22 protein-coding genes are annotated in these 21,716 nt (G+C 66.5%); 15 read left to right on the top strand and 7 right to left on the bottom strand.

All coding sequences use genetic code 11. The annotated features are described in order from the left end of the window. The first annotated feature begins 150 nt into the window (after nucleotides 1-150). Complete coding sequence (locus VIM61_12680; protein HEY8901260.1) at nucleotides 151-618, top strand: hypothetical protein; 468 nt, start codon at nucleotides 151-153, stop codon at nucleotides 616-618. Here the strand turns inward: VIM61_12680 and VIM61_12675 are convergent. Genes VIM61_12675 through VIM61_12660 form a run of 4 tightly spaced genes read right to left on the bottom strand, consistent with a single transcriptional unit; the run spans nucleotide 613 to nucleotide 5,970 of the window. Further along, nucleotides 613-3,822, bottom strand: coding sequence for a multidrug efflux RND transporter permease subunit (locus tag VIM61_12675; protein HEY8901259.1), 3,210 nt, complete (start codon nucleotides 3,820-3,822; stop codon nucleotides 613-615). The two genes, VIM61_12680 and VIM61_12675, sit on opposite strands and share 6 nt — an antisense overlap. A 15-nt stretch (nucleotides 3,823-3,837) precedes the next feature. Further along, nucleotides 3,838-5,019 (bottom strand): efflux RND transporter periplasmic adaptor subunit, encoded by a 1,182-nt coding sequence (locus VIM61_12670; protein HEY8901258.1) that lies wholly within the window; start codon nucleotides 5,017-5,019, stop codon nucleotides 3,838-3,840. Nucleotides 5,020-5,052: 33 nt separating this feature from the next. Next, nucleotides 5,053-5,298, bottom strand: a complete 246-nt coding sequence (locus tag VIM61_12665; protein HEY8901257.1) for a hypothetical protein — start codon at nucleotides 5,296-5,298, stop codon at nucleotides 5,053-5,055. Nucleotides 5,299-5,352: 54 nt separating this feature from the next. After that, nucleotides 5,353-5,970: a TetR/AcrR family transcriptional regulator gene (locus VIM61_12660; GenBank protein HEY8901256.1), complete on the bottom strand. Its 618-nt coding sequence runs from the start codon at nucleotides 5,968-5,970 to the stop codon at nucleotides 5,353-5,355. Between the two features lie 90 nt (nucleotides 5,971-6,060). On the opposite strand from VIM61_12660, the gene VIM61_12655 reads away from it, so the two are divergent. Together VIM61_12655 and VIM61_12650 are read left to right on the top strand one after the other, a co-directional pair. Continuing rightward, nucleotides 6,061-6,243, top strand: a complete 183-nt coding sequence (locus VIM61_12655; protein HEY8901255.1) for a DUF3008 family protein — start codon at nucleotides 6,061-6,063, stop codon at nucleotides 6,241-6,243. Between the two features lie 64 nt (nucleotides 6,244-6,307). Further along, on the top strand, nucleotides 6,308-7,216 hold the full coding sequence (locus tag VIM61_12650) for a D-alanyl-D-alanine carboxypeptidase family protein (protein HEY8901254.1): 909 nt from the start codon (nucleotides 6,308-6,310) through the stop codon (nucleotides 7,214-7,216). Nucleotide 7,217: 1 nt separating this feature from the next. Here VIM61_12650 and VIM61_12645 read toward each other — a convergent pair whose 3' ends face one another. Beyond that, nucleotides 7,218-7,766 (bottom strand): thioredoxin family protein, encoded by a 549-nt coding sequence (locus tag VIM61_12645; protein HEY8901253.1) that lies wholly within the window; start codon nucleotides 7,764-7,766, stop codon nucleotides 7,218-7,220. Between the two features lie 78 nt (nucleotides 7,767-7,844). Between VIM61_12645 and VIM61_12640 the strand changes: the two genes are divergently transcribed. Next, complete coding sequence (locus tag VIM61_12640; GenBank protein ID HEY8901252.1) at nucleotides 7,845-8,708, top strand: YIP1 family protein; 864 nt, start codon at nucleotides 7,845-7,847, stop codon at nucleotides 8,706-8,708. Between the two features lie 12 nt (nucleotides 8,709-8,720). Continuing rightward, complete coding sequence (locus VIM61_12635) at nucleotides 8,721-9,146, top strand: DUF2752 domain-containing protein (protein ID HEY8901251.1); 426 nt, start codon at nucleotides 8,721-8,723, stop codon at nucleotides 9,144-9,146. Here the strand turns inward: VIM61_12635 and VIM61_12630 are convergent. Continuing rightward, nucleotides 9,132-9,929: an MBL fold metallo-hydrolase gene (locus VIM61_12630; GenBank protein ID HEY8901250.1), complete on the bottom strand. Its 798-nt coding sequence runs from the start codon at nucleotides 9,927-9,929 to the stop codon at nucleotides 9,132-9,134. The two genes, VIM61_12635 and VIM61_12630, sit on opposite strands and share 15 nt — an antisense overlap. A gap of 68 nt (nucleotides 9,930-9,997) precedes the next feature. On the opposite strand from VIM61_12630, the gene VIM61_12625 reads away from it, so the two are divergent. The 3 genes from VIM61_12625 (at nucleotide 9,998) to VIM61_12615 (ending at nucleotide 12,027) form a co-directional block, all read left to right on the top strand. Beyond that, nucleotides 9,998-10,792: a thymidylate synthase gene (locus VIM61_12625; GenBank protein ID HEY8901249.1), complete on the top strand. Its 795-nt coding sequence runs from the start codon at nucleotides 9,998-10,000 to the stop codon at nucleotides 10,790-10,792. Further along, entirely contained in the window at nucleotides 10,789-11,256 is a 468-nt protein-coding gene (locus tag VIM61_12620; GenBank protein ID HEY8901248.1) for a dihydrofolate reductase, read from the top strand. The genes VIM61_12625 and VIM61_12620 overlap by 4 nt, the downstream gene beginning before the upstream one ends. 63 nt (nucleotides 11,257-11,319) lie before the next feature. Continuing rightward, a complete protein-coding gene (locus tag VIM61_12615) occupies nucleotides 11,320-12,027 on the top strand; it encodes a transporter substrate-binding domain-containing protein (protein ID HEY8901247.1) in 708 nt (235 codons plus the stop codon). Here VIM61_12615 and msrB read toward each other — a convergent pair. Then, nucleotides 12,018-12,572: a peptide-methionine (R)-S-oxide reductase MsrB gene (gene msrB / locus VIM61_12610; protein HEY8901246.1), complete on the bottom strand. Its 555-nt coding sequence runs from the start codon at nucleotides 12,570-12,572 to the stop codon at nucleotides 12,018-12,020. The two genes, VIM61_12615 and msrB, sit on opposite strands and share 10 nt — an antisense overlap. Nucleotides 12,573-12,659: 87 nt before the next feature. Between msrB and plsY the strand changes: the two genes are divergently transcribed. Genes plsY through VIM61_12575 form a run of 7 tightly spaced genes read left to right on the top strand, consistent with a single transcriptional unit; the run spans nucleotide 12,660 to nucleotide 21,713 of the window. Next, nucleotides 12,660-13,280, top strand: coding sequence for a glycerol-3-phosphate 1-O-acyltransferase PlsY (plsY, locus tag VIM61_12605; protein HEY8901245.1), 621 nt, complete (start codon nucleotides 12,660-12,662; stop codon nucleotides 13,278-13,280). A 14-nt stretch (nucleotides 13,281-13,294) separates the two neighbouring features. Next, nucleotides 13,295-14,299 (top strand): NAD(P)H-dependent glycerol-3-phosphate dehydrogenase, encoded by a 1,005-nt coding sequence (locus VIM61_12600; protein HEY8901244.1) that lies wholly within the window; start codon nucleotides 13,295-13,297, stop codon nucleotides 14,297-14,299. Further along, nucleotides 14,296-15,357, top strand: a complete 1,062-nt coding sequence (locus VIM61_12595; GenBank protein HEY8901243.1) for a serine hydrolase domain-containing protein — start codon at nucleotides 14,296-14,298, stop codon at nucleotides 15,355-15,357. Before VIM61_12600 ends, VIM61_12595 begins: the two co-directional genes overlap by 4 nt. 60 nt (nucleotides 15,358-15,417) lie before the next feature. Then, nucleotides 15,418-17,985: a circularly permuted type 2 ATP-grasp protein gene (locus VIM61_12590; GenBank protein ID HEY8901242.1), complete on the top strand. Its 2,568-nt coding sequence runs from the start codon at nucleotides 15,418-15,420 to the stop codon at nucleotides 17,983-17,985. After that, nucleotides 17,975-18,844 carry a transglutaminase family protein gene (locus VIM61_12585; GenBank protein HEY8901241.1) on the top strand — a complete coding sequence of 290 codons (870 nt, stop codon included), beginning with the start codon at nucleotides 17,975-17,977 and terminating at the stop codon, nucleotides 18,842-18,844. The genes VIM61_12590 and VIM61_12585 overlap by 11 nt, the downstream gene beginning before the upstream one ends. Further along, nucleotides 18,841-19,692 carry a transglutaminase family protein gene (locus tag VIM61_12580; GenBank protein ID HEY8901240.1) on the top strand — a complete coding sequence of 284 codons (852 nt, stop codon included), beginning with the start codon at nucleotides 18,841-18,843 and terminating at the stop codon, nucleotides 19,690-19,692. Before VIM61_12585 ends, VIM61_12580 begins: the two co-directional genes overlap by 4 nt. Continuing rightward, entirely contained in the window at nucleotides 19,689-21,713 is a 2,025-nt protein-coding gene (locus tag VIM61_12575) for a transglutaminase family protein (protein HEY8901239.1), read from the top strand. The genes VIM61_12580 and VIM61_12575 overlap by 4 nt, the downstream gene beginning before the upstream one ends. The last annotated feature ends 3 nt before the right edge of the window (nucleotides 21,714-21,716 follow it).

The raw sequence follows: 21,716 nt of genomic DNA, 5'->3' as shown, positions 1-21,716 counted from the left end.
AAGCAAAGTTTTGCAGCTGGAAAAATTTCAACACATCCGATTGCCCGACGTTTGCGGACCACGATGCGACAATTTGTGAATTCCTCGTCCGTCGAACCGTTTCCGGCCGGGTATCCGCCGTGTCCGCATCTCCCGCCCCCGCCGGCAGAAATGAATGCCCAGTCCCTGGCCGCGCACGGGTCGGCCCGGAACGGAGCATTTTACCTGACGGCCCTCACCTATGGCCACTACGTCTGGCGAAAGGGACTCGCAGCCCGCGCCGTCCTGAAACTCGATCGGGCCTTCGGCGCGGATCTTCGCGGCGACGAGGCGGAACTCGCGGCCTGGCCGCTCCCCTACGCGGCGATGGCATGGATTCTTCGCCATACGCCGCCGGAAGCCTGGATCGGCAATCCACGCGTGCATTTCCAGCATCTCGCGGGCCGGATGAACGAGCCGCGCCGCGAACAGCGCCGCTGGCGGGCTTGGGCGTGCTGGGCGCTTACTCGCGCCGCGCTGCCCCATCTGCCTGGCGATCCGCTTCACGTCGTCGAAGAGCCGCCGCTGGCGGAGATTACCCGTCAGCTTGAGGTCCATGGGCTTCCCGGGGAAAGCCGGCTCTGGTTCTCCCAGCTATGATGCCGCGATGGCGGGCGTGCCGCCGCGCGAAGTCGTCTCCGGATCGATGGCGACGGCTTTCCGGCGGCCGAGTTTCATCACGGTCACGTAGAAGACCGGCGTGAGAAAGAGGCCGAAGAGCGTCACGCCGATCATCCCCGAGAATACCGCGACGCCCATGGCCCGGCGCATTTCCGAGCCGGCGCCGGTCGATATCACGAGCGGGAAGACGCCGGCGATGAACGCGATGGACGTCATCAGGATCGGGCGCAGGCGCAGACGGCACGCTTCGACGACGGCGGCGATGCTGTCCAGGCCTTCGTCCTGTTTCTGCTTCGCGAACTCGACAATGAGGATGGCGTTCTTGCACGCAAGGCCGACGAGCACGATGAGGCCGATCTGCGTGAAGATGTTGTTGTCGCCCGCGGCGGGATCCCATTGGCCCTGCAACCACACACCGGTAATCGCGGCGAGCAGGCACATGGGGACGATCAGGATGATCGCAAGCGGGAGGCGGAAGCTTTCATACAGTGCGGCGAGCACGAGGAAGACGAGCAGGATGCACAGCGGGTAAATATACATCGCCGTGTCGCCGGCGAGGATGCGCTGGTAGGTCAGGTCGGTCCATTCCATCGTCATGCCCGGCGGAAGGTTTTCGGCAGCGAGCTTCGTCATGAGGGCCTCGGCCTGGCCGGAGCTGAAGCCCGGCGCAGGGCCGCCATTGATCTCGGCGGCGGGATAGCCGTTGTAACGCATGGCGCTGTTCGGGCCGTGGGTTTCCTTCACCGTGATCAGCGAGCCGAGCGGGACCATCTGGCCTGCGGCGTTGCGGGTCTTCAAGCGCGTGATGTCCTCGGGCCGCTCGCGGAACTGCGACTCGGCCTGCGCGACGACCTGAAAGGTGCGCCCGAAACGGTTGAAATCATTCACGTAGAGCGAGCCGAGGTAGACCTGCATCGTCTCGAAGAGATTCTGCAGCGGCACCCCCTGCGTCTTGGCCTTCACACGGTCGATGTTTGCATCGAGTTGCGGAACATTGACCGTGAACATGGAGAACATGCCGCCGAGCCCGGGCGTCTGCATGCCCTTGCCGGTAAGCGTCTGAATGTTTTTGTAGAGCGCGTCGTAGCCGAGGTCGGCGCGATCCTCGATGTAGGCCTTGAATCCGCCGATCGTGCCGAGGCCCATCACGGGCGGCGGCGGCACGGTGAGCACGAAGGCCTCCTGAATCGACGAGAGCTGCTGGTTGAGCTTCGCGGCGATGGCCGGGCCGCTCTGGTCGGGCGATTTGCGGTCCTCGAATGGCTTCAGACAGAAGAAGACGATGCCGGAGTTCGACGCGACGCTGAAGCCGCTGATGCTCAACCCGGGGAACGCGACCGCGGACTCGACGCCGGGCACCTTCAGCCCGATTTCGCTCATCCGCTCGATTACCTTTTGCGTGCGTTCGAGTGATGCGCCGTCGGGCAACTGCGCGAAGGAGACGAGGTATTGCTTGTCCTGCGTCGGCACGAAGCCGGTCGGCACCTTCTGGAAGCTCCAGCCCGTGAGAACAACGAGACCCGCGTAGAGAATGAGGGCCACGGCGCTCTTGCGGGCGATCCCGCCGACGCCGGCGCCGTATTTTCGGCCGGTCCACGCAAAGGCGCGGTTGAACGGCCGGAAGAACCAGCCCAGGGCGCGATCCATCAGGCGCGAGGGCAGATCCTTCGGCGCGTGGTGGCTCTTGAGCAGGAGCGCGCTGAGCGCCGGCGAGAGCGTGAGGGAATTGAAGGCAGAGATGACCGTCGAGATCGCGATGGTGATGGCGAATTGCTTGTAGAACTGGCCGGTCAGTCCGCTGATGAACGCCGTCGGCACGAACACCGCGCAGAGCACGAGCGCAGTCGCAATGATCGGGCCGGTGACCTCCTTCATCGCCTGCTCGGTCGCCTGGATGGGCGTGAGGCCGTTCTCGATGTTTCGTTCGACGTTCTCGACAACGACGATGGCGTCGTCGACGACGATGCCGATCGCCAGCACGAGGCCGAAGAGCGAGAGCGCATTGATCGAGAAGCCGAGGAAATGCATCACCGCGAACGTGCCGATGAGCGAGACGGGCACGGCGGCGAGCGGGATGATCGACGCGCGCCACGTCTGGAGGAAGAGGATGACGACCAGCACGACGAGGATGAGCGCCTCGACGAGCGTGTGGACGACGGCCTCGATCGAGTGGCTCACGAACACGGTGGGATCGTAGACGACCGAGTATTCGATGCCGTCGGGAAAGCTCTTCTTGAGCTCGTCCATCTTGGCGCGCACGTCCTTCGAGAGCTGGATCGCGTTCGCGCCGGGAAGCTGGAAGATCGGGATGGCGACCGCGGGATGATTATCGAGGAGCGAACGCAGCGCGTAGGACGAGGCCCCGAGCTCGACGCGGGCGATGTCCCTGAGCAGTGTCTTCTCACCGTTCGGCCCGGTCTTCACGATGATGTTGCCGAATTCCTCCTCGTCGATGAGGCGGCCCTTCGCGTTGATCTGGAGCTCCATCGGCACCGGCGCGGCGAGCGGCTGCTGGCCCACCGAGCCGGCGGCGACCTGGATGTTCTGCTCGCGGATGGCGGCAATGATGTCGCTGGCCGTGAGGTTGCGCGCGGCGGCCTTGTCGGGGTCCAGCCACACGCGCATCGCGTAGTCGCCGGAGCCGAAGAGCTGCACGGAGCCGGCGCCGGGAATGCGCGCGAGCACGTCCTTTACCTGCAGCGTCGCGTAGTTTCGCAGGTAGATCTCGTCGTAGCGGCCCGTCGGCGAGGTCAGGTGGACGACGAGCGTGAGGTCGGGCGATTGCTTGGTCGTCGTGACGCCGAGCGCGCGGACTTCCTCCGGCAATTTCGGCAGCGCCTGCGCGACGCGGTTTTGCACGAGCACCTGCGCCTTGTCCACATCCGTGCCGAGCGCGAACGTGACGGTGAGCGACATCACGCCATCGGGCGTGGATTGCGAGAACATGTAGAGCGAGTTCTCGACGCCATTGATCGCCTGCTCGAGCGGCGCGGCGACGGTCTCGGCAATCGTCCGGGGATTCGCGCCGGGATACGTGGCCTGCACGACCACGGTCGGCGGCACGACCTCCGGATATTCGCTGATCGGCAGCTGCCACATCGAGATGAGCCCGATGAGGAAAACGAGGATCGACAGCACGCCGGCAAACACCGGGCGGCGGATGAAGAATTGCGAGAAATTCATGGTCGGCGCGCGGGCTTAGCGCTTCGCGGTTTTCGGTCCGGCAGGCTCCGTCGCGGCGACGGCTTCCTGCGGCGTGACCGGCATGCCCGGACGGGCGTGCATGAGGCCGTTCACGATGATCTTCTCACCGGGCTCGAGGCCGGAACGCACGATGCGCTTGCCGTCGATCGCCGGCCCGAGCTTCACGGCGCGATATTGCACGGTGTTGTCCTTGCCGAGCGTCAGAACGAACTTTTGCGCCTGGTCGGTGCCGATCGCGGCCTCGTCGACGAGCAGCGCGTCGTGCCGGCCGCTCATCGGGATGCGGATGCGCGCGAACAGCCCGGGCACGATGCGCCCGCCGGGATTCGCGAATTCCGCGCGCACGACGATCGTGCCGGTATTGGCATCGACGCGGTTGTCGAACGACTCGATCACGCCGCGCTCGGGAAAGCCTTCGTCGTCGCCGAGCGCGAGTTCCACCGGCACCTTGTTTCCGCCGGCCGCGCGCTCCCTGGCGAGGGCGTTGAACTTGAGCAGCGAATTCTCGTCCACGTCCGCGTAGACGTAGATCGGATCGACCGAAACGATCGTTGTGAGGAGCGAGGCGCTTCCGGCGACGCCGCTCACGTAATTGCCCACCGTGAGCAGGGCGCGGCTCACGCGGCCATCGATCGGCGCACGCACCTGGGTGAACTCGTAGTCGAGCCGGGCGGATTCGAGGATGGCCTGCGCGGCGAGCAGCCCGGCCTTCGCCTCCTGAAACTGCGACTCGATGGAGTCGCCTTCCTCGCTGGAGATCGCCTTGCTCGCGAGCAGGCGGCCGGAGCGTTTCGCGTCGCGGCCGGCATTGGCCAGCCGCACCTGCGCCTGCTCGTATTCGGCCTGGCGACGGTCGAGCTCGGCCTTGTAATAGCGCGGATCGATCACGAAGAGCACATCGCCCTTCTTCACGAGCTGACCGGATTGAAAACGCACCTCGTCAATGTGGCCGGAAACGCGCGGGCGCACCTCGACGGATTCCACCGCCTCCGCGCGCCCGGTGAAGACGTCCCACTCGGTGACTTCCCTCTGCTCGACGGGCGCCACCGTGACGACGGGTGGCGGCGGGGTCTGGGCGCTGGCGGCACCCTTGCCGCAGCCGGCGAGAGACAGCACGAGCGCGATCGCCACGACAGCGAAGGCGAGGGCGGAGGCGAGATTTTTCGAGTTCATCATGGTTCGACGTTTGAAAGGGATGGATGAGGACACTCAGGCGGCCGGCACAGGGCTCAAGCCGGCGATCTGGACCTCGGCCAGATCGGGCAGGAAGAGGTGAGGGAAGGGCGTGCACCACGCGGCGGATTCGGCGAGCTCGAGAATGGCCTCGATGTGGGATTCCCGACCCGGAAACAGCTTTTCGTAGCGGGCGCGCAAACGGGCTTTCGTCTCCGCGATGGCGCGGATCAGCCGTGAGCTGGCGCCGGGAGCAGACTTGTGGTGGCAGGCATCGTTCATAACTCGTTCAGGTCTAGTATTTGACTGGTCGTCTATGAAATTGGGCAAAATTTTTTAGCCAGGGACGGTTTCGGAAGCCTTCACGCCGAGAAGTTCCATGGCGGTGCCGTAGGATTCCCGCAGCGGCTCGAGGCTGTTCTGAATGCGCGAGTGGGTGAGGGCGCCCTCGATGAGCGCAAAGAGCGCCCGGGCCTTGGCTTTCGCATCCGGCGCGTGAATCAGCCCCTGGGCATGCGCATCGCGGATCGCCGATTCGTAATAGCAGATTTTTCGATCAAGGATCCGCTGCACGGTATCGCGAAGCGCCGTCTCCTCCGAGCAGCAGACTTCGCTGCCCACCGTGAAGAGCGGGCAGCCGAGCACAGCGCCCATTTCTCTCTGTTTTTCCTCGAGAAACGCCACGCATTTCTCGTGACTGATACGGAATCGCTCGAGCGGCGGAACTGTCGGCGAAAACGTGGCGTCGAGATCTGGCTGATGCCGTTTCCAGTCCGCTTCCAGAGCCGCCGCGGCGAGCTCGGCCTTCGACTTGAAGAAGTAATAAAAGCTGCCCTTCTTCACATTCGCCCGCTCGCAAATCGCATCGACCGACGTCGCGCCGTAGCTATTCTCCCACATCATCGCGAGAGCCGCGTCGGTGAGTCGCTCCTTGGCCGTGCTGATTCGTGGCATGAATCCCTTCTCGCGGATTTTGACTGATCAGTCAACTATAAATTCCGATCGGGATGCAGCCGCTGTTTCCGGCGATTGCGAACTTCCGGCATGCCAGCGAAATCGAAAAAACAGCAGATGGCCGCGGGCGCCGCGCTTGCGGCGAAACGCGGGGAGAGCCCGAAGAGCCGCCTCAAAGGCGCCTCGAAGCAGATGGAGCAATCGATGACGGAAACGGAGCTCGAGGATCTCGCGAAGACGAAGCGCAAGAAACTGCCGCCGAAAAAATCCTGAGCAAAAGCTCAGGCCGCCTTTTTTGTTCGCCCCGCGCCCGAGCCTCCGTTAAACGCGGCGGTCGATGAGGTCTTGGATTCGCTTCAGTGGGTTGGTCGGCGTGGTGGCTCTGGCAGGTTGCTCGGTCGTCGAGCAGGAACAGCGCCCGAGTCCCGGCGTCGTTCTGCGCAGCACCGGGACGCCGGCGGAGCCCGTTTCGGGCGTCGCCAACGCTCCCACCGGCGCCCCCATCCTCTGGCCCGGCAGCGCTCCCGCGATCTACGCGAAATCGGCCATCGTGATCGACGCAGACTCCGGTCGCACCCTCTTCCAGAAGAATGCGGACTCCATCCGGCAGGTCGCCAGCACGCAGAAACTGCTCACCGCATTGATCGTCGCGGAGGCAGGCAATCTCGATGGCCCCGTGGTGATCCAGTCGATCGATACCTTCGTCGAGCCCACGAAGGTCGGCTTCCGTCCCGGCCAGGTTTACTCGCGCCGCCAGCTTCTCTCGGCCCTGCTCGTCCATAGCTGCAACGATGCCGCCGTCGCACTCGGCCGCGACAATGCCGGCAGCGTCGCGGCCTTTGCCGCCGTGATGAATGCCCGCGCTGCGTCGATGGGTGCGCTCTCGAGCCATTTCGTGAATCCGAACGGCCTGCCGGCCCCGCAATATTCCACCGCCCGGGACATGGCACGCATCGCTTATCGCGCCTACCGCCACCCCGAGCTGCGCGCGATCATGCGGATGCCCGGTTACAACTTTCAGTTCAACAGCGGCCGGAGCTCGTATCTCAAGAGCACGAACAAGCTGCTCGGCGTCTGTCCCGGCGTGGACGGCATGAAGACCGGCTTTACCAACGCCGCGGGCCGTTGCCTCGTCACCAGTGCGACCATCGGCGGCCGGCACTTCATCGTCGTGCAGCTTGGCAGCAAGACGAGCTACATCTTCGACGACGCCGCGCGCATGCTCTCCTGGGCGGCGACGCACTGACTCACTTCCACTTGATCGAGCAGCCGAGACTCGGCGCCTGCACCTGCGGACCCGGCTTGCCAGCCAGCACAAACTCGAGTGCGACGCGCAAATCCGCGCCGGTGACGAGTTTCCCGTTACCGGGCGTGCTGTCGTCGAGACGCCCCCGGTAGGCGAGTTTCTGGTCCCGATCGAACAGGAAGAAATCCGGCGTGCAGGCTGCCGTGTAGGCGCGGGCGACCTCCTGCGACTCGTCGTAGAGCATCGGGAAGGGGAACCCGCATTCCACAGCCATCTCGCGGAGTTTTTCCGGCGCGTCACCGGGATACTGGACGGCGTCGTTCGACGAAATTGCGACGAATCCCGCCAGCGGAAACGCCCGGGCGAGGCGCACCAGCTCGGCGCGCACGTGCACGACATACGGGCAGTGCGCGCAGATGAACATCACCAGCAGCGCGGGACGCCCCGCGAAGTCCGCGAGCGAAACGGTCCGCCCGGTCACAACGTCGGGCAGCGAGAAATCGGGAGCCGGCGTGCCGGCGGGCATCGAGTCGGAGGCGATGGTGGGCATGGGAGGAATGTTGTCCGTGATGGCCGCGAATATCAATGGGGGTTTGACCCGGTGGCGCGCATTGGCTAGCAGCGGTGCATGAGCAAGATCCACATCAACCGCGATCGGCAGAGCCTGGGTCAATTCACGCCCGAAGCCGTCTCCGAAGGCCTCCGCAGCGGCCGCTTCCTTCCGACCGATCTTGCCTGGCGCGAAGGCATGGAAAGCTGGCAGCCGCTCGAGACGTTCACCGACCTGCCGGCCCCGGAGGAAGTCGCTCCGCCCACGATCGCCCCGGGCACGCCGCTCACCGAGCTGCCCGTCGCCGCGCCCGTCGCTCCGGCCTGGGAACGCGACCCCGCAGCGAGCCTCTTCACTCGCCTCTACGAGACGGTGCGCGAGGTGCTCGGGGCTCCGCAGGCCACCTTCGCCGGCATGCCCACGACCGGCGGCTTTGGAAAGCCCCTCACCTTCCTCGTCATCCTCGGCAGCCTCTGCGGCATCGTCTCCATCATTTACCAGCTCGTCTTCGAACTGGTCGGCCCGAAGGCGGCAAATGCCTCCCCCGACGTCACGCCGGCCATCATGACCGGCATTTTCATCGGCCTGATGGTTTGCATGCCGTTGATCATCGCCCTGGGCTCCTTCGTCAGCGCCGGGATCTTCCACGTCGCGCTGATGCTCGTCGGCGCCGCGCCGAAATCCTACGAGGCCACCTTTCGCGTGATCTGCTACGCAAACGGCTCCACCTCCGTCCTGCTTCTTCTGCCGATTTGCGGCAGCCTCGTGCAGGCGGCCTGGAATCTCTACCTCCTTGTGATCGGCTTCCGCGAAGTGCACGGCACGTCGACCGGAAAAGCCATTGCCGCCGTGCTTTTGCCGATGGCCCTGTGCTGCGGCCTGATGTTTGCCGCCGTCGCGCTGGCGGCCGCCATCCCGGCGATGAGCCAGGCGGCGCGCTAATCCCGACGGGCGATGCGCCTCACGCTGCGGCAACCGGCGGAACGAGGGTGCGACGGCGAGCTCGTCGCGCTCGCCGTGCTCGTCTCCAGCAGCGGGTTCGCCATCCTCTGGCTGGTGCTCGCCCTGCCGACGCCCGCCTGCGCGTTCCACGCGATCACCGGGCTGCCATGCCTCACCTGTGGGGGCACGCGCTGCGTGCGCAGCCTGCTTGCCGGCCAGGTCGTCAACGCGCTCGGCTGGAATCCTCTGGTCTTCGCCGGTGTGCTGGTCGCCGGTCTGTTCGCGATCTACGCGGCGATCGTCACCAGCCTGCGCCTGCCGCGGATTCGCCTGGAAGCCCTCACTCCGCCCGAGGCGCTGACCCTCCGGCTCGCCGTCTTCCTCGTCGCCGCCGCAAACTGGATCTATCTCATCGTCCGCTTCTCACACGCCGGCTGACCCGACGCGGAAGCACGGGCTCACCGTCTCCTGCCCGGCGCAATACACCGGCACGTCGCGACGTCCCACCCGGTCGAGCGGCGCATGGATCGCGGCCACCGCGAGATCCGCGGAATTGCAGTCCCGACTGAGGTGGCCGAGCAGCACGCTGGCGAGCCGGCCCGCGGCGAGTTCGCCGACGACATCGGCCGCGGCGCGATTGGAAAGATGCCCGTGGCGCGAGCTGATCCGCTGTTTCACGGACCACGGCCGGCGCGTATCCCGGGCGAGCAAATCCTCGTCGTAGTTCGTCTCGATGAACAGGACGTCCGCCTCGCGCAGCCGCTCGATCACCATCTGCGTGGCGTGACCGAGATCCGTGAGCAGGCCAAACGTCGCCGAAGAATTCCGGATGAGGAATCCGACCGGATCGACCGCGTCGTGCGGCACGGAGAACGCCTCGATCGTGAGCTCGCCGACGGAAAACGCCGCGCCGTTCGCGAAAAAGCGCCAGTTGCGGTGGTCGCGCATCGATCCCGCCTCCAGCGCCGCGGCGGTCATCCGATTCGCATACACCGGGATCTCCCGCTTCGCGCAGAGCACCCGCAGCGCCGCCGTGTGGTCGCCATGCTCGTGCGTGAGCACGATGCCATCGAGCGCGCAGGGGTCCACCCCGCACGCCGCGAGCCGCTCGCCCAGCCGGCGCGCGCTCAGGCCCGCGTCCAGCAGGATGCGCGTATTCCCGCAACGCACGAGCGCGGAATTTCCCGCGCTACCGCTGGCGAGAATGGTGACTTCGAGCATGGCGCCGAAATTACGCGGTTTTTTGGGATGAGGAAAATGCGAACTCGTGAAAAGATTCCCGACTCCGCATGCAGCAATACCACCGCCTCCTGCGCCTCGTGCTCGAGCACGGCCGGCCGAAAACCGACCGCACCGGCACCGGCACGATCTCCGTCTTCGGCGCGCAGGAGCGCTTCGATCTGCGCACGCATTTTCCGCTGCTGACGACGAAGAAACTCCACACGCGCTCGATCATTCACGAGCTCCTCTGGTTCCTCCGCGGCGAAACGAACGTCGCGTATCTCCACGAGAACAAGGTCACGATCTGGGACGAGTGGGCGGATGAAAACGGTGACCTCGGTCGCATCTACGGCGCGCAATGGTGCGACTGGCGCGCGCCGGACGGCCGCTCGATCCACCAGATCGACCGCGTCATCGAGCAGATCAAGGCCACGCCCGACAGCCGCCGCCTCATCGTGAATGCGTGGAATCCCGGCGAGCTCGAGCAGATGGCGCTCACGCCCTGTCACGCGATGTTCCAGTTCTTCGTGCAGGACGGCGAGCTCAGCTGCCAGCTCTACCAGCGCAGCGCGGATCTCTTCCTCGGCGTGCCGTTCAACATCGCCAGCTATGCGCTGCTCACCGCGATGGTCGCCCAGGTCTGCGGGCTGCGCCCCGGCGATTTCGTCCACACCTTCGGCGACCTTCACCTCTACACGAATCACCTCGAGCAGGCCCGCGAGCAGCTCGCGCGCGACTTCCGCCCGCTGCCCACGCTCCGGCTGAACCCGGCCGTGACGAACATTCACGACTTCCGCTTCGAGGACATCGCCATCGAGGGCTACGACCCGCATCCCGCCATCAAGGCGCCCATCTCGGTATGATCGCCATCGCCGCGATGGCGCTCAATCGCGCCATCGGCCACGAAGGCCGCATTCCCTGGCACCTCTCCGCCGACCTGAAATTCTTCAAGCGCACAACGCTCGGCCACGCGATCCTCATGGGCCGCAAGACGTTCGACTCGCTCGGCAAGCCGCTGCCCGGCCGCGAGAATCTCGTGCTCTCGCGCAGGCCGCTCGACGTGCCCGGCGTCCGTCACCTTGCCAGCCTCGACGACATCGCCGAGCCGACCGACGGCCGGAAACTCTTCGTGATCGGCGGCGCGGAAATCTACCGCGAGCTGCTGCCGCGCTGCGAAGAACTCCTCCTCACGCTCGTGAAACTCACCCCGCCTGCGGACACGTTTTTTCCTGCGTTCGAGGCGGATTTCACCCTCGCCGAGACGCTCCACGAGGACGGCAACATGGAAATCCGCCGCTACGTGCGGACTCCGGCCAACCGCCTATGACAGGGCTTCTGCGTGCACTTGCCTCAGGGCTGCTTTTAAATACGACTAAGTTGATCGTATTTCATGTCTCTGGTGATCCCGCGTTTTCCGAACTCAGAAAGCCTCGTTCGCTCCCGGCGACGAGGCATTCCTCGCCCCACGCTGCGCGTGGCCGCGTTCGCCGGCTTCGCGCCGTTTGCCTGGCAGGACCATGATCGCCCCCGGGGGCGGGATATCGCTTTCCTGGAGCGGTTCGCGGGCGCCGAGGGTCTGGCGTTGGCGGTAGAATTCTTCCCGTTCGACCGATTGTGGGAACGCCCGGCGGCTGACGGGATCGATCTGGCCGCGAGCGGAATCTCGCTGCGGCGCGGAAGCGAAGCGGACGGCATCGCCTGGACCCATCCCTACGCGAGCGTCCGCCGCACGCTGCTGATCCGGGAAACGGACCGTCCCCACCTGAAAAGCATGGCCGACCTTTCTGGCCGGCGAATCGCCGCCGTGGCCGGCTCGGCCGCCGATCGACATGCGGTTGCGCAGAAGCCGCCGGCGGCGGAACTCGTCTCGTGCGCGACGCTGGAGACGGGAATCACCGCGTTGCGCGCGGGCCAGGTCGACGCCGTCGGCACCGGCGACCTTAGCGCGCAGCACCACCTGGCGGTTCATCCGGAGCTGGCGGCGATCGACGTCCATGGCGGCGCGCCACCGGAGTTCGTCGCGTTTGCCGTTCGCCGCGACGCCCCGTGGCTGCCGCGGCTGAACGCCTTCATCCGGCGCGAGGCCGCCTACTGGTGAACGGCCGCCTTGATCTCGTCGAAGCTGCGGAATTTCAGCGAGACGGAGTTCAGGCAATAGCGCAGGCCGGTCGGCGCGGGACCGTCGTCAAACACGTGGCCGAGATGCCCGCCGCAGCGCGCGCAGAGGATTTCCGTGCGCACCATGCCGTAGCTGCGGTCGCTGAGCTCGGTGACGTTTTCCTTCGCAAAGGGCGCGAAGAAACTCGGCCAGCCCGTGCCGGAATCGAATTTGTTCCGCGACGTGAAGAGCGGCAGATCGCAGCCGGCGCAGAAATACACGCCCTCCTTCTTGTTGTTCAGCAGCGTGCCGCAGAAGGGACGCTCGGTGCCCTGCGCGCGCAGCACCTGAAAGGCCTCGGCGCCGAGCTGCGCTTTCCACTCGGCATCGGTCTTCGTGACGGTCGGCACGGTCTGGACCGGACCGGGATCGCCATCGGCTTCGACGAGACGCACGGAAACGGTGGCAGGAAGGTCGGCGGCGGATGTCCTCATAAATGGAAAAGTAAGGGTGGCGGCGAGCGCGAGCAAGGGAAGCGATTTCATGGTCAGGTGAAGGTGAGAGGCGCCACGGCGCATTTCATTCCCGCGAAAGTTCTTGTCGCGGCGGGGCGGCCTTGGGGAAATGTTCGCATGTTCTTCGTCTTTGTCGCGATCGGGGCCTACCTGATCGGTTCGTTCCCGAGCGGCTTCGTGATTGGCCGTGCGCGCGGGGTGGATCTGCGCAAGGAAGGCAGCGGGAACATCGGCGCCACGAACGCCCTGCGCGTGCTGGGCAAGAAATGGGGCTACCTGTGCTTTGCCCTCGATATCGGCAAGGGCGCGCTTGCGGTGGTGCTCGCGAAAGCCGTCGCGCCCGCGCTCGGGCTCGACGCGACGCTGGCCGGCATCCTCGCCGCGATCTTCGTGCTGCTCGGGCACACGTTCCCCGTCTGGCTGGGCTTCAAGGGCGGCAAAGGCATTGCGACCTCCGGGGGCATCGCGCTCGCGTTGTTTCCCTGGCCGGTCTTCGTCCTCTCGATCACGGCCTGGGTGATTGTCTTCCTGGCCACGCGCATCGTTTCGATCGCGTCGCTCGTCGCGACGGTCGTGCTGGGCGGGACGCTCGTCACCCTCTGGCTGCGCGGCGGCAACGGGGCGCTCGCGATCGTCGGCGTCGCCATGTGCGTGCTCGTCTTCTGGCTGCATCGGGGGAATATTTCCCGCCTGATGCAGGGCACGGAGTCGCGTTTCGAGAAGCGCCGTAAATCCTGAATCTCCTCCCGGGAATGTTTTCACGAATCAGCGTCATCGGAGCCGGCGGCTGGGGCACCGCCCTCGCCATTCTCCTCGCCGGCAATCGTCCCACCGTGCGCCTGTGGGCCCACAGCGCCGCCGCCGCGGAGCGCCTGCGCACCACGCGCATGAATGCCGACTACCTGCCCGGCGTGCCGCTGCCGGAGAACGTGGAGGTCACCAACGATCTCGAGGAGGCCGCACAGGCCGATCTGCTCGCGGTGGTCGTGCCGTCGCGCGCCTTTCGTGAAGTTGCCCGGGATCTCGCGGGGACATCGCTCGGCGAGAACGCCACGCTCGTTTCGTGCACGAAGGGCATCGAGGCCGATACCGGTCACCTCATGACGCAGGTGCTCGGCGAATGCCTGCCCGGCCGGCCGCTCGCGGTGCTTTCCGGGCCGAATCTGGCCGCCGAGATCGCGCGTGGCATCCCCGCCGCCGGCGTGATCGGTTCCCGCCACAACGACCTCCTCCCCGCGCTGCAGGAGCTGTTTTCCTTCCCCACCTTCCGCACCTACACGAGCGAGGATGTCGACGGCATCCAGCTCGGCGGCGCCTTGAAGAACGTCTTCGCCATCGGCGCCGGCGTTTCGGACGGCCTGCGCATGGGCGACAATGCCAAGGCCGCTCTCGTCACCCGCGCCCTCGCGGAGATGACGCGACTCGGCGTCGCGCTCGGCGGCCGCCGCGAAACCTTCGCCGGCCTCAGCGGGATCGGCGACCTCATGGTCACCTGTTTCAGCTCGCACAGTCGCAACCGCGGATTCGGGGAGCGCCTCGGCCGCGGCGAGACCGTCGCGGAGATCCAGGAATCCATGAAGATGGTCGCCGAGGGCGTGCCAACCTCCCGCAGCGCCTTGCAATGCGCCCAGCGGCTCGGCGTCGAGGCGCCGATCATCACGGAAGTCCATGCCGTGCTGCACGAGGGCCGTCCCCCCCGGCAGGCCATGGGCGCCCTGCTCGTGCGCCCCCCGAAGCCGGAAGCCGACGACTCATGAAACGCGCGCTTTCCATCCTTCTGCTGCTGGCGGCCGTTGCGCCCTCGCACGGGATGGAATCCGCAGCCTCCTCCCTGCGGCTGCCCGACTCCCGGATCGCCGCCGCCGCCGCCTACTCACGCAAACACGGCGGCCTCGCGCTCATCGTTCAGCAGGCCGGGAAAACGCTCCACGAGTCCTACGCATCCGGCGTTACGCCCGACAACACGTTCCTCGTGATGAGCATCACGAAGAACCTCGCCGCCCTCGCGACCTTCGCCGCCCGCAGCCAGGGCATTCTCACCTTCGACGAGCCCGTCGCCAGGACGATCCCCGAATGGCGCGGCGATTCGGGCAAAAGCACGCTCACCATTCGCAATCTCCTCGAGCAGACCTCCGGCCTCGCCAGCGGCTACAACACGATCTACGCGCGCGGCGTGCGCGACAAAAACCGGCTCGCCATCTCCCTCCCGCTCGTCAACGAACCCGGCGCCCGCTTCGCCTACGCGCCCGGCAACTACGAGCTCCTCGAGGAGATCCTGCGCCGAAAACTCTCCTCCCGCCGCACCGATCCTCTCAGCTACCTCGCCGCAAAAGTCCTCGTTCCCCTCGGGATTCCCGCCGTCGCCGCCTGGCGCCGCGACGGCAGGGGCAACCCGTTCTTCTCCGCCGGCGCGAGACTCACCGCCCGGGATCTCGCGAAGATCGGCCGCCTCGTCGGCGCCCCCGGCCGGGCCGTGCCAGGATCCGCCCTGCCGCCCGCGGCCTTCGCCGGCGCGTTCGCCGGATCCCCGGCCAACTCGATGTATGGCCTCAGCTTCTGGCTGAACGCCAACGCTGCCGCCCCGGACGCCCGCGCGCTCTCCATCGAAGGCACCCTGGGCGAAAGTCGCTCGCCCGCCGACTGGCGCACATGCTGCATTTCCCCCGCGGCTCCGGCCGACCTCATTGCCATGGTCGGCTCCGGCGGCCAGCGGTGCTACGTCGTTCCCTCCCGCAAACTCGTCGTCGTCCGGCTCGGGAACGGCTCGAGTTTCAGCGACGCGGAGTTCCTTCGGCGGCTGTTCGAGCATGGGTAATGCAGTGGTAAATCGCGGTTTACGCTTGACCCACCCGGGGGGCCTGAAAAGCGTCTTCGCGTGCAGCAGGCGAAACGGGGAGCCACGGGCAAAAGAAAGTCGGATTCCGTCCATTGGAACGAGCTGATCGATGCCTCCGGGCAGCCCCGCGCGATCTATCGTCCTCTGCTCCGGCGATTCGACCACGCCGGTCGCGCCGAGCTTCGCCGCAGTGACGAACAGCTCGAGGCCACCATGCGCGAGATGGGCGTCTCCTTTGCCGTCGGTCGCGACCGCACCTGGGGCCGGCGTCCCTGGTTCTGCGACCTGCTGCCGCAGGTCTTCACCGCGGCGGAATGGAAGACGCTCTCGAGCGGAATGGCCCAGCGGCTGCACGCCTTCGAGTGTTTTCTCCGCGACGTCTACGGCGAGCAACGCATCCTCCGCCAGGGCATCGTGCCGCTGCATCCCGTGCTCGGCAGCCCGTATTTCCAGCGCGCCGCCCGGGCCCTGAAACCGCCGGGCGGGCAGTTTTTGCACCTCAGCGGCATGGCCGTGGGCCGCACATCCGACGGGCGCATGGTGGTGAAGCATCACTACTTCAGCCAGCCGTCGGGCATGTCCTACATGATCCAGAATCGGCGCGCGATGGCCCGCGTGATGCCCCAGGCGTTTCTCGACTACGCGATCCATTCCATCACCGAGGCGCCCACCGACATCCTCGAGCTTCTCCGCAGCTTCGCCCGCGACACCGATCCCACGATCGTGCTCCTCTCGCCCGGCCAGGGCAGCGCCGCGTATTCCGAGCACAGCTTTCTCGCCCGACGCATGGGTATCCCGCTCGTGCAGGGCGGCGACCTCATTGTCCTGAACGATCGCGTCTATCTGAAGACGGTTTCCGGCCTCGAACGCGTCGAGGTGATCTACTCGCGAATCTCCGACATGTGGCTGGACCCGCTGGTCTTCCGGCGCGACTCGCTGCTCGGCGTGCCCGGCCTCGTGCAATGCATCCGCCAGGGCACCGTCTCGGTGATCAACGCCGTCGGCGCCCAGCTCGCCGACGACCGCGCGCTGCTGCGCTTCACCCCCGCGCTCATTCGCTACTACCTCAGCGAGACGCCGATTCTCGACGAACTCGACACCTTCTGGCTCGGCGATCTCGACCAGCGCGAAATGGTGCTCAACGACCTGTCTAGCTACGTCATCCGCCCGATCTACGGCGAGAAGATCTGCACGCCCGACGAGGGCGAGGACTTCGACGAACGCCGCCAGCGCGCGCTTATCAGCGAGATCCTCGAGGACGCCGGCAACTTCGTCGCGCAGCCTCGCGGCTCGTCCGCTCTCACGCTCAGCTACGAGAACGGCCGGCCGCACACGCGGCATCAGGACCACATTCTCTTCGCGCTCCATCACGGCGACGGAGAATACGCGACCTTCCCCGGCGCCCTCACGCGCGTCGCCGAGGACGGCTCGTTCTTCACCGCCTCGGAGCTCCGCGGCGGCAGCAAGGATACCTGGGTCGAGGCCGAGCCCGGCACGAATCCGGATCCCGGTCCGCGCCTTGTCCACGACGTGCACCCGCCCTCGCAGCACGTCACCAGCCGCGTCGCCGAGGCGTTCTACTGGGCCGGCCGTTACCTCGAGCGCGCCCGCAGTCTCGCGGCCATGATTGGCGTGATCGAGTCGCTCGAGACCGAGGAACTCAACTCCACCGAGCGCACGCTTTACCGGCCCGTCTGGAATCGCATGCTTCCGCCGCTCGAGGGCGGCCGCACCGAGAAGGACACCATTTCGAGCGCCCTCGGACGCTATCGCCTCACATTCGACCCGACCGGCTCCGGCTCCGTCCGCAGCTCCATCGAGCGCGCCACGCAGAACACCGACTCCATCCTCGAAACCTTCAGCAACGAGGTCGGCTCCACCCTCAGCCAGCTTCGCTCGCTTTTCGACAACGCCAATCGCCACTCGCGGCTCGACGACGCTCGACGGGCCGCCGTCACCCGCCGCACCTGCGAGCAGGTCACCCAGCTCGTCGCCCAATTCTTCGGATTCGCGCAGACCACGATGATCGCCGACGGCGGCTGGCGGTTCTGCGAAGTCGGCGAGCGCGTCGAGCGCGCCGCCATCACGGCAAACGCCCTCGCGACGATGACCCGTTCGCTGCTGCGCTCCGCCGGCCCCGCGCACGAGCATTCCCGCGAGATCCAGCTCTCCGCCTTCCTGCGCCTGCTGAACTGCCGCGACGTCTACCGCCGCGTCTACCAGATGCGCATCGAGCCCGGCCCCGTCTTCGAGATGTTCTGGCAGAATCCCACCGTGCCTCGCTCGGTGAACCGCTGCCTCATCGCCTGCCGCGACCTCCTCGAGCTCTCGCAGGTCCATTCGTCGCCCGGCCTCCAGCGCACCTTCGCCGGCATCGAGGAACTCCGCAGCGAAATGCTCCAGATCGATTGGGAACACCTCGCCGACCGCGAGATCGAGCACGGCCAGCCGCGCGCCGCCGCCCGCGGCGAGCTCATCGACCGCATCGACGCCCTGCTCAAACGCACGCTCGGCATCCACGAGCTCATCGCCGACGGCTTTCTCAATCACCAGATTCACATGCACGCCGACCAACCGCTGCTCACCGGGTTTGCCAATGCGGTTTGAGATCACGCACACGACCGATTACCGCTACCAGGGCTCGGCCATCGAGGCCTACCTCGAGGCGCGTCTCACGCCGCCCGAGACCGCGACGCAGCGCATCCTCAGCCACCGCATCGAGATCGTCCCCGACCTGCCGACGACGCATTACACCGACACCTTCGGCAATCCCGTCGCCTTCTTCTCGCACCCGCTGCGGCACGAGCGCCTCGCCATTCACAACCACCTCGTCGTCGAGACGCACGCCCCGCAGCTGCCCGCCGAGGCTCTCGACGTGCCCGTCGCCGAGGCGCGGCAGCTCTTCTCGTCGGTGCTGCTCGATTACTTCGATTACCTCCAGCCCACCACGAATGTCCCCGTCGGCGGGATGGCCGCCACCTGGGCCAGACAATTCCTCGCGCCCGGCGTCGCGCTGCGCGACGGCCTCGACGCCCTCAACCGCGCCATTTACCGGACATTCGAATACCGCCCCGGCACCACGGACAATTCCACGCCGCTCGCCCTCGTCTGGAAGGCCAAACGCGGCGTCTGCCAGGATTTTGCGAACATCATGCTCAGCGTCCTGCGCACGGCCGGCCTGCCCGCGCGCTATGTCTGCGGCTACATCGAGACCGAGCCGCCCCGCTCGAAGACCGGCCGTCGCCTCGTCGGTGCCGTCGCCACCCACGCCTGGGTCGAGGCGCTCGTTCCCGGCCTGCAATGGGTCGCGCTCGACCCCACGAATAATCGATGGTGCGCCGAGCAGCACGTCGCGGTATCGTTCGGCCGCGACAACCGGGATGCCGCCCCCGTGCGCGGCACCTTCAAGGGCGGCGGAGGGCAGGCCATGAAAATCAAGGTGAACATGAGGAGAATCAAAGGGTGAAGATCGGAATCCGTTGCGGAGCGAACTACGCCTATGAGGAACCCGCCAGCTTCTCCCCCCATCTTGTCCGGCTCTTCCCGCGAAACAGCCACGACATCCGCATCGAACGCGCCGTTTTCACGACCGATCGCAGCGCCGACGTGCAATTCCGCCACGACCTGTTCGACAACAAGGTCGCCCGGTGTTTCTTTCCCAGGAAACTTGCGCACCTCGACTTTCACATCGAGCTCGACCTTGACCTCACCGAGCGGAATCCCTTCCACTTCCTGCTCGAATCGCACGCCCTGCGCCTGCCCTTCGACTACCTCCCGCACGAAGCCGCCGTTCTCGCGCCCTATCTCGACAACCCTTTTCCCGTCGCCCTCCCGCCCGAGCTCAGCCGGCCGGACACGCCACGCCCGACCATCGAAGCCCTCGTGAATCTCAACACCTGGATCTTCCAGAATTTCGACTACGAACGCCGCGACGAAGGCGAGGCCCGCACGCCCGCCGAGACGCTCGCCGCGGGCACCGGCGCCTGCCGCGATTTCTCCGTCCTGCTCGCGACCGTTCTCCGCCAGCAGGGCGTCGCCGCCCGCCTCGTGAGTGGCTTCCTCTGGGAGCCTCCCGACCTCGCCGCGACGGATCGCCGCGCCGAGAATGCCCTTCACGCCTGGACCGAGGCCTACCTGCCCGGCGCGGGCTGGGTCGGGCTCGACCCCACCAACGGCACCCTCGCCGACCACCACCGCATTCCCGCCGCCGTCGGCCTCAATCCCGACGACATCAGCCCGATCAAGGGCTGCTACTACGGTCACAAGCAGATCGAAAGCACCATGACGGCCACCCTCGAAATTGTTCCTCGATGAGCACGAAATCCAAAGCCGCGCACGCCGCCGCTAAATGGGCCGACGCCATTTTCGCGAAGGAAGGCATCCAGCTCACCCTCGGCGGCGAGCCCACCTACGTCCCTCTCCATCCCGACGGGCCCGAGTGGTCCTTCTCCGCCGTCGGCCCCACGAAACTTTCCTACGCCCGCCGCATGGCCGACGAGCTGCTCAAGGGCAGCATGGCCGGCGGCGCCGTCTTCTTCAGCCCCGGCAAGCAATACCCCGGTGAGGTGAATCCCCGCTGGGCGCTGCGCATGCTCGCCCGCCGCGACGGCAGGAAGCTCTTCCGCGGCATCCCCGGCAACAGGCGCACCGACGAGGCTGCCGCCCTCGCGTTCCTCGCCGCGTTGCCCTCGCGCCTCGACCTCGACGCCAGCTGGATGGCCTTCACCGATCCCAAGGTCAAGGCCGTGAAAACGTGGGTGCTCCCGCTCGATCATATCGATGACAAATGGCTTTCCGTCCCCTGGAAAATCAAGGCCCGGGAGCGCGTCCTCAACACCGCCGAAGGCCCCGCCGGCCTGCGCCTGCCGCTGCACCTTCTGCCGCCCGACGTGCCCCGCCGCGCCCTCGTGGCCGAGCTCAACGAAGGCCGCCTCTGCATCTTCTTCCCGCCGCTGCTCCAGCCTCCCTTCACCGAACTGCTCAAGGCCGTCGGCGAAGCGCTGGCCGCGGCGAAGGTCGGCCTCTACGAACTTCAGGGCTACGTCCCGCAGGATACCGACCAGGTCTGGACGACCGTCGGCCTCACCGCCGACCCCGGCGTGCTCGAGATCAATCTTCCCACCTGCGAGAACTGGCAGGCCTACGACGCGTGGATGCACGAGATCACGGCCTGCGCCGAGCGCGTCGGCCTTCGCTCGTGGAAGCAGCCGGCCGGCGACTATCCCGGCGGCACCGGCGGCGGGAACCACATGCTCTGGGGCGGTCCGAGCATCGAGGAGAATCCCTTCTTCACCCGCCCCGGCTGGCTCGCTTCGATCCTCCGTTACTTCCAGCGCTACCCGTCGCTGGCCTATCTTTTCACCGGCTGCTACGTCGGCGCCTCGTCGCAGGCTCCGCGCCCGGATGAATCCGCGAAGGATCTCTTCGATCTCGAGATGGCCTATCACTTCCTCGAGACGCTGCCCGCCGGCGTGGACAACCGCGTCCTCATCAACGAGACGCTGCGCCATCTCCAGACCGACGTCACCGGCAACGCCCACCGCTCCGAGACAAGCTTCGACAAGTTCTGGAATCCCGGCTGGCCCGGCGGCTGCCTCGGTCTCATCGAGTTCCGCGCCATCGAATCGCTGCCCACCGCCGAGTGGATGAGCGCCGTCATGCTGCTCTGGCGCTGCATCGCCGGCCTCGCCGCAGTGAGACCCGCCACCGGCCCGCTGCGCCTCGTGCAGTCGGAACTTCGCGACCGCTACTTCCTGCCGAGCTGCCTGCTTGCCGACCTCGACAATCTGCTTGGCGAACTCCGCGACGCCGGCTGCCCGATTGCTCGCGACGTCTTCGTGAAGATCTGGGAGTGGCGCTTCCCGCGTCTCCTCGCGCACAAGGAAGGCGACGCCCGCCTCGAGATTCGCCGCGCGCACGAGAGCTGGCCGCTGCTCTGCGAGACGCCCGTGGAAGGCGGCTCCACCAGCCGCTTCGTCGACACCTCGATGCACCGCATCGAAGTGCGCGCGAACGACGCCTTCGCCGCGACCCACGACTTCTACGTGCAGGGCCGCAGGCTTCCGCTCGCCGCGCTCGCGCCCGACCTGCGCCTCGCCGGCGTCCGCTACCGCCGCAGCTGCCTCTATCCCTGCCTGCATCCCGGCATTCCGGTCGACCTGCCGCTCGACATCACCATCCTCGAGCGCGCCACGGGCAAACCCGTGACGGGCTATCGCATGGATCCGGACAGCACGAACTTCCGCTCCATCCTGCCGCCGGAGAAATTCCGCAGTGGCAAGCCGTGTCGACCGCTCTTCAAGGGCGCGCTCACCCACGACCTGCGCCTCGCCTGATCG

It is taken from the genome of Chthoniobacterales bacterium, assembly GCA_036569045.1.
Taxonomy (GTDB): domain Bacteria; phylum Verrucomicrobiota; class Verrucomicrobiia; order Chthoniobacterales; family JAATET01; genus JAATET01.
The sequence above is the reverse complement of the archived record's forward strand: the minus strand, read 5'-3'. Positions and strand labels throughout refer to the sequence as shown.

Coding starts and splice junctions, on each gene's coding strand:
- VIM61_12680 (HEY8901260.1), top strand. CDS start 151: ATGAATGCCCAGTCCCTGGCCGCGCACGGGTCGGCCCGGAACGGAGCA.
- VIM61_12675 (HEY8901259.1), bottom strand. CDS start 3,822: ATGAATTTCTCGCAATTCTTCATCCGCCGCCCGGTGTTTGCCGGCGTG.
- VIM61_12670 (HEY8901258.1), bottom strand. CDS start 5,019: ATGATGAACTCGAAAAATCTCGCCTCCGCCCTCGCCTTCGCTGTCGTG.
- VIM61_12665 (HEY8901257.1), bottom strand. CDS start 5,298: ATGAACGATGCCTGCCACCACAAGTCTGCTCCCGGCGCCAGCTCACGG.
- VIM61_12660 (HEY8901256.1), bottom strand. CDS start 5,970: ATGCCACGAATCAGCACGGCCAAGGAGCGACTCACCGACGCGGCTCTC.
- VIM61_12655 (HEY8901255.1), top strand. CDS start 6,061: ATGCCAGCGAAATCGAAAAAACAGCAGATGGCCGCGGGCGCCGCGCTT.
- VIM61_12650 (HEY8901254.1), top strand. CDS start 6,308: ATGAGGTCTTGGATTCGCTTCAGTGGGTTGGTCGGCGTGGTGGCTCTG.
- VIM61_12645 (HEY8901253.1), bottom strand. CDS start 7,766: ATGCCCACCATCGCCTCCGACTCGATGCCCGCCGGCACGCCGGCTCCC.
- VIM61_12640 (HEY8901252.1), top strand. CDS start 7,845: ATGAGCAAGATCCACATCAACCGCGATCGGCAGAGCCTGGGTCAATTC.
- VIM61_12635 (HEY8901251.1), top strand. CDS start 8,721: ATGCGCCTCACGCTGCGGCAACCGGCGGAACGAGGGTGCGACGGCGAG.
- VIM61_12630 (HEY8901250.1), bottom strand. CDS start 9,929: ATGCTCGAAGTCACCATTCTCGCCAGCGGTAGCGCGGGAAATTCCGCG.
- VIM61_12625 (HEY8901249.1), top strand. CDS start 9,998: ATGCAGCAATACCACCGCCTCCTGCGCCTCGTGCTCGAGCACGGCCGG.
- VIM61_12620 (HEY8901248.1), top strand. CDS start 10,789: ATGATCGCCATCGCCGCGATGGCGCTCAATCGCGCCATCGGCCACGAA.
- VIM61_12615 (HEY8901247.1), top strand. CDS start 11,320: ATGTCTCTGGTGATCCCGCGTTTTCCGAACTCAGAAAGCCTCGTTCGC.
- msrB (HEY8901246.1), bottom strand. CDS start 12,572: ATGAAATCGCTTCCCTTGCTCGCGCTCGCCGCCACCCTTACTTTTCCA.
- plsY (HEY8901245.1), top strand. CDS start 12,660: ATGTTCTTCGTCTTTGTCGCGATCGGGGCCTACCTGATCGGTTCGTTC.
- VIM61_12600 (HEY8901244.1), top strand. CDS start 13,295: ATGTTTTCACGAATCAGCGTCATCGGAGCCGGCGGCTGGGGCACCGCC.
- VIM61_12595 (HEY8901243.1), top strand. CDS start 14,296: ATGAAACGCGCGCTTTCCATCCTTCTGCTGCTGGCGGCCGTTGCGCCC.
- VIM61_12585 (HEY8901241.1), top strand. CDS start 17,975: ATGCGGTTTGAGATCACGCACACGACCGATTACCGCTACCAGGGCTCG.
- VIM61_12575 (HEY8901239.1), top strand. CDS start 19,689: ATGAGCACGAAATCCAAAGCCGCGCACGCCGCCGCTAAATGGGCCGAC.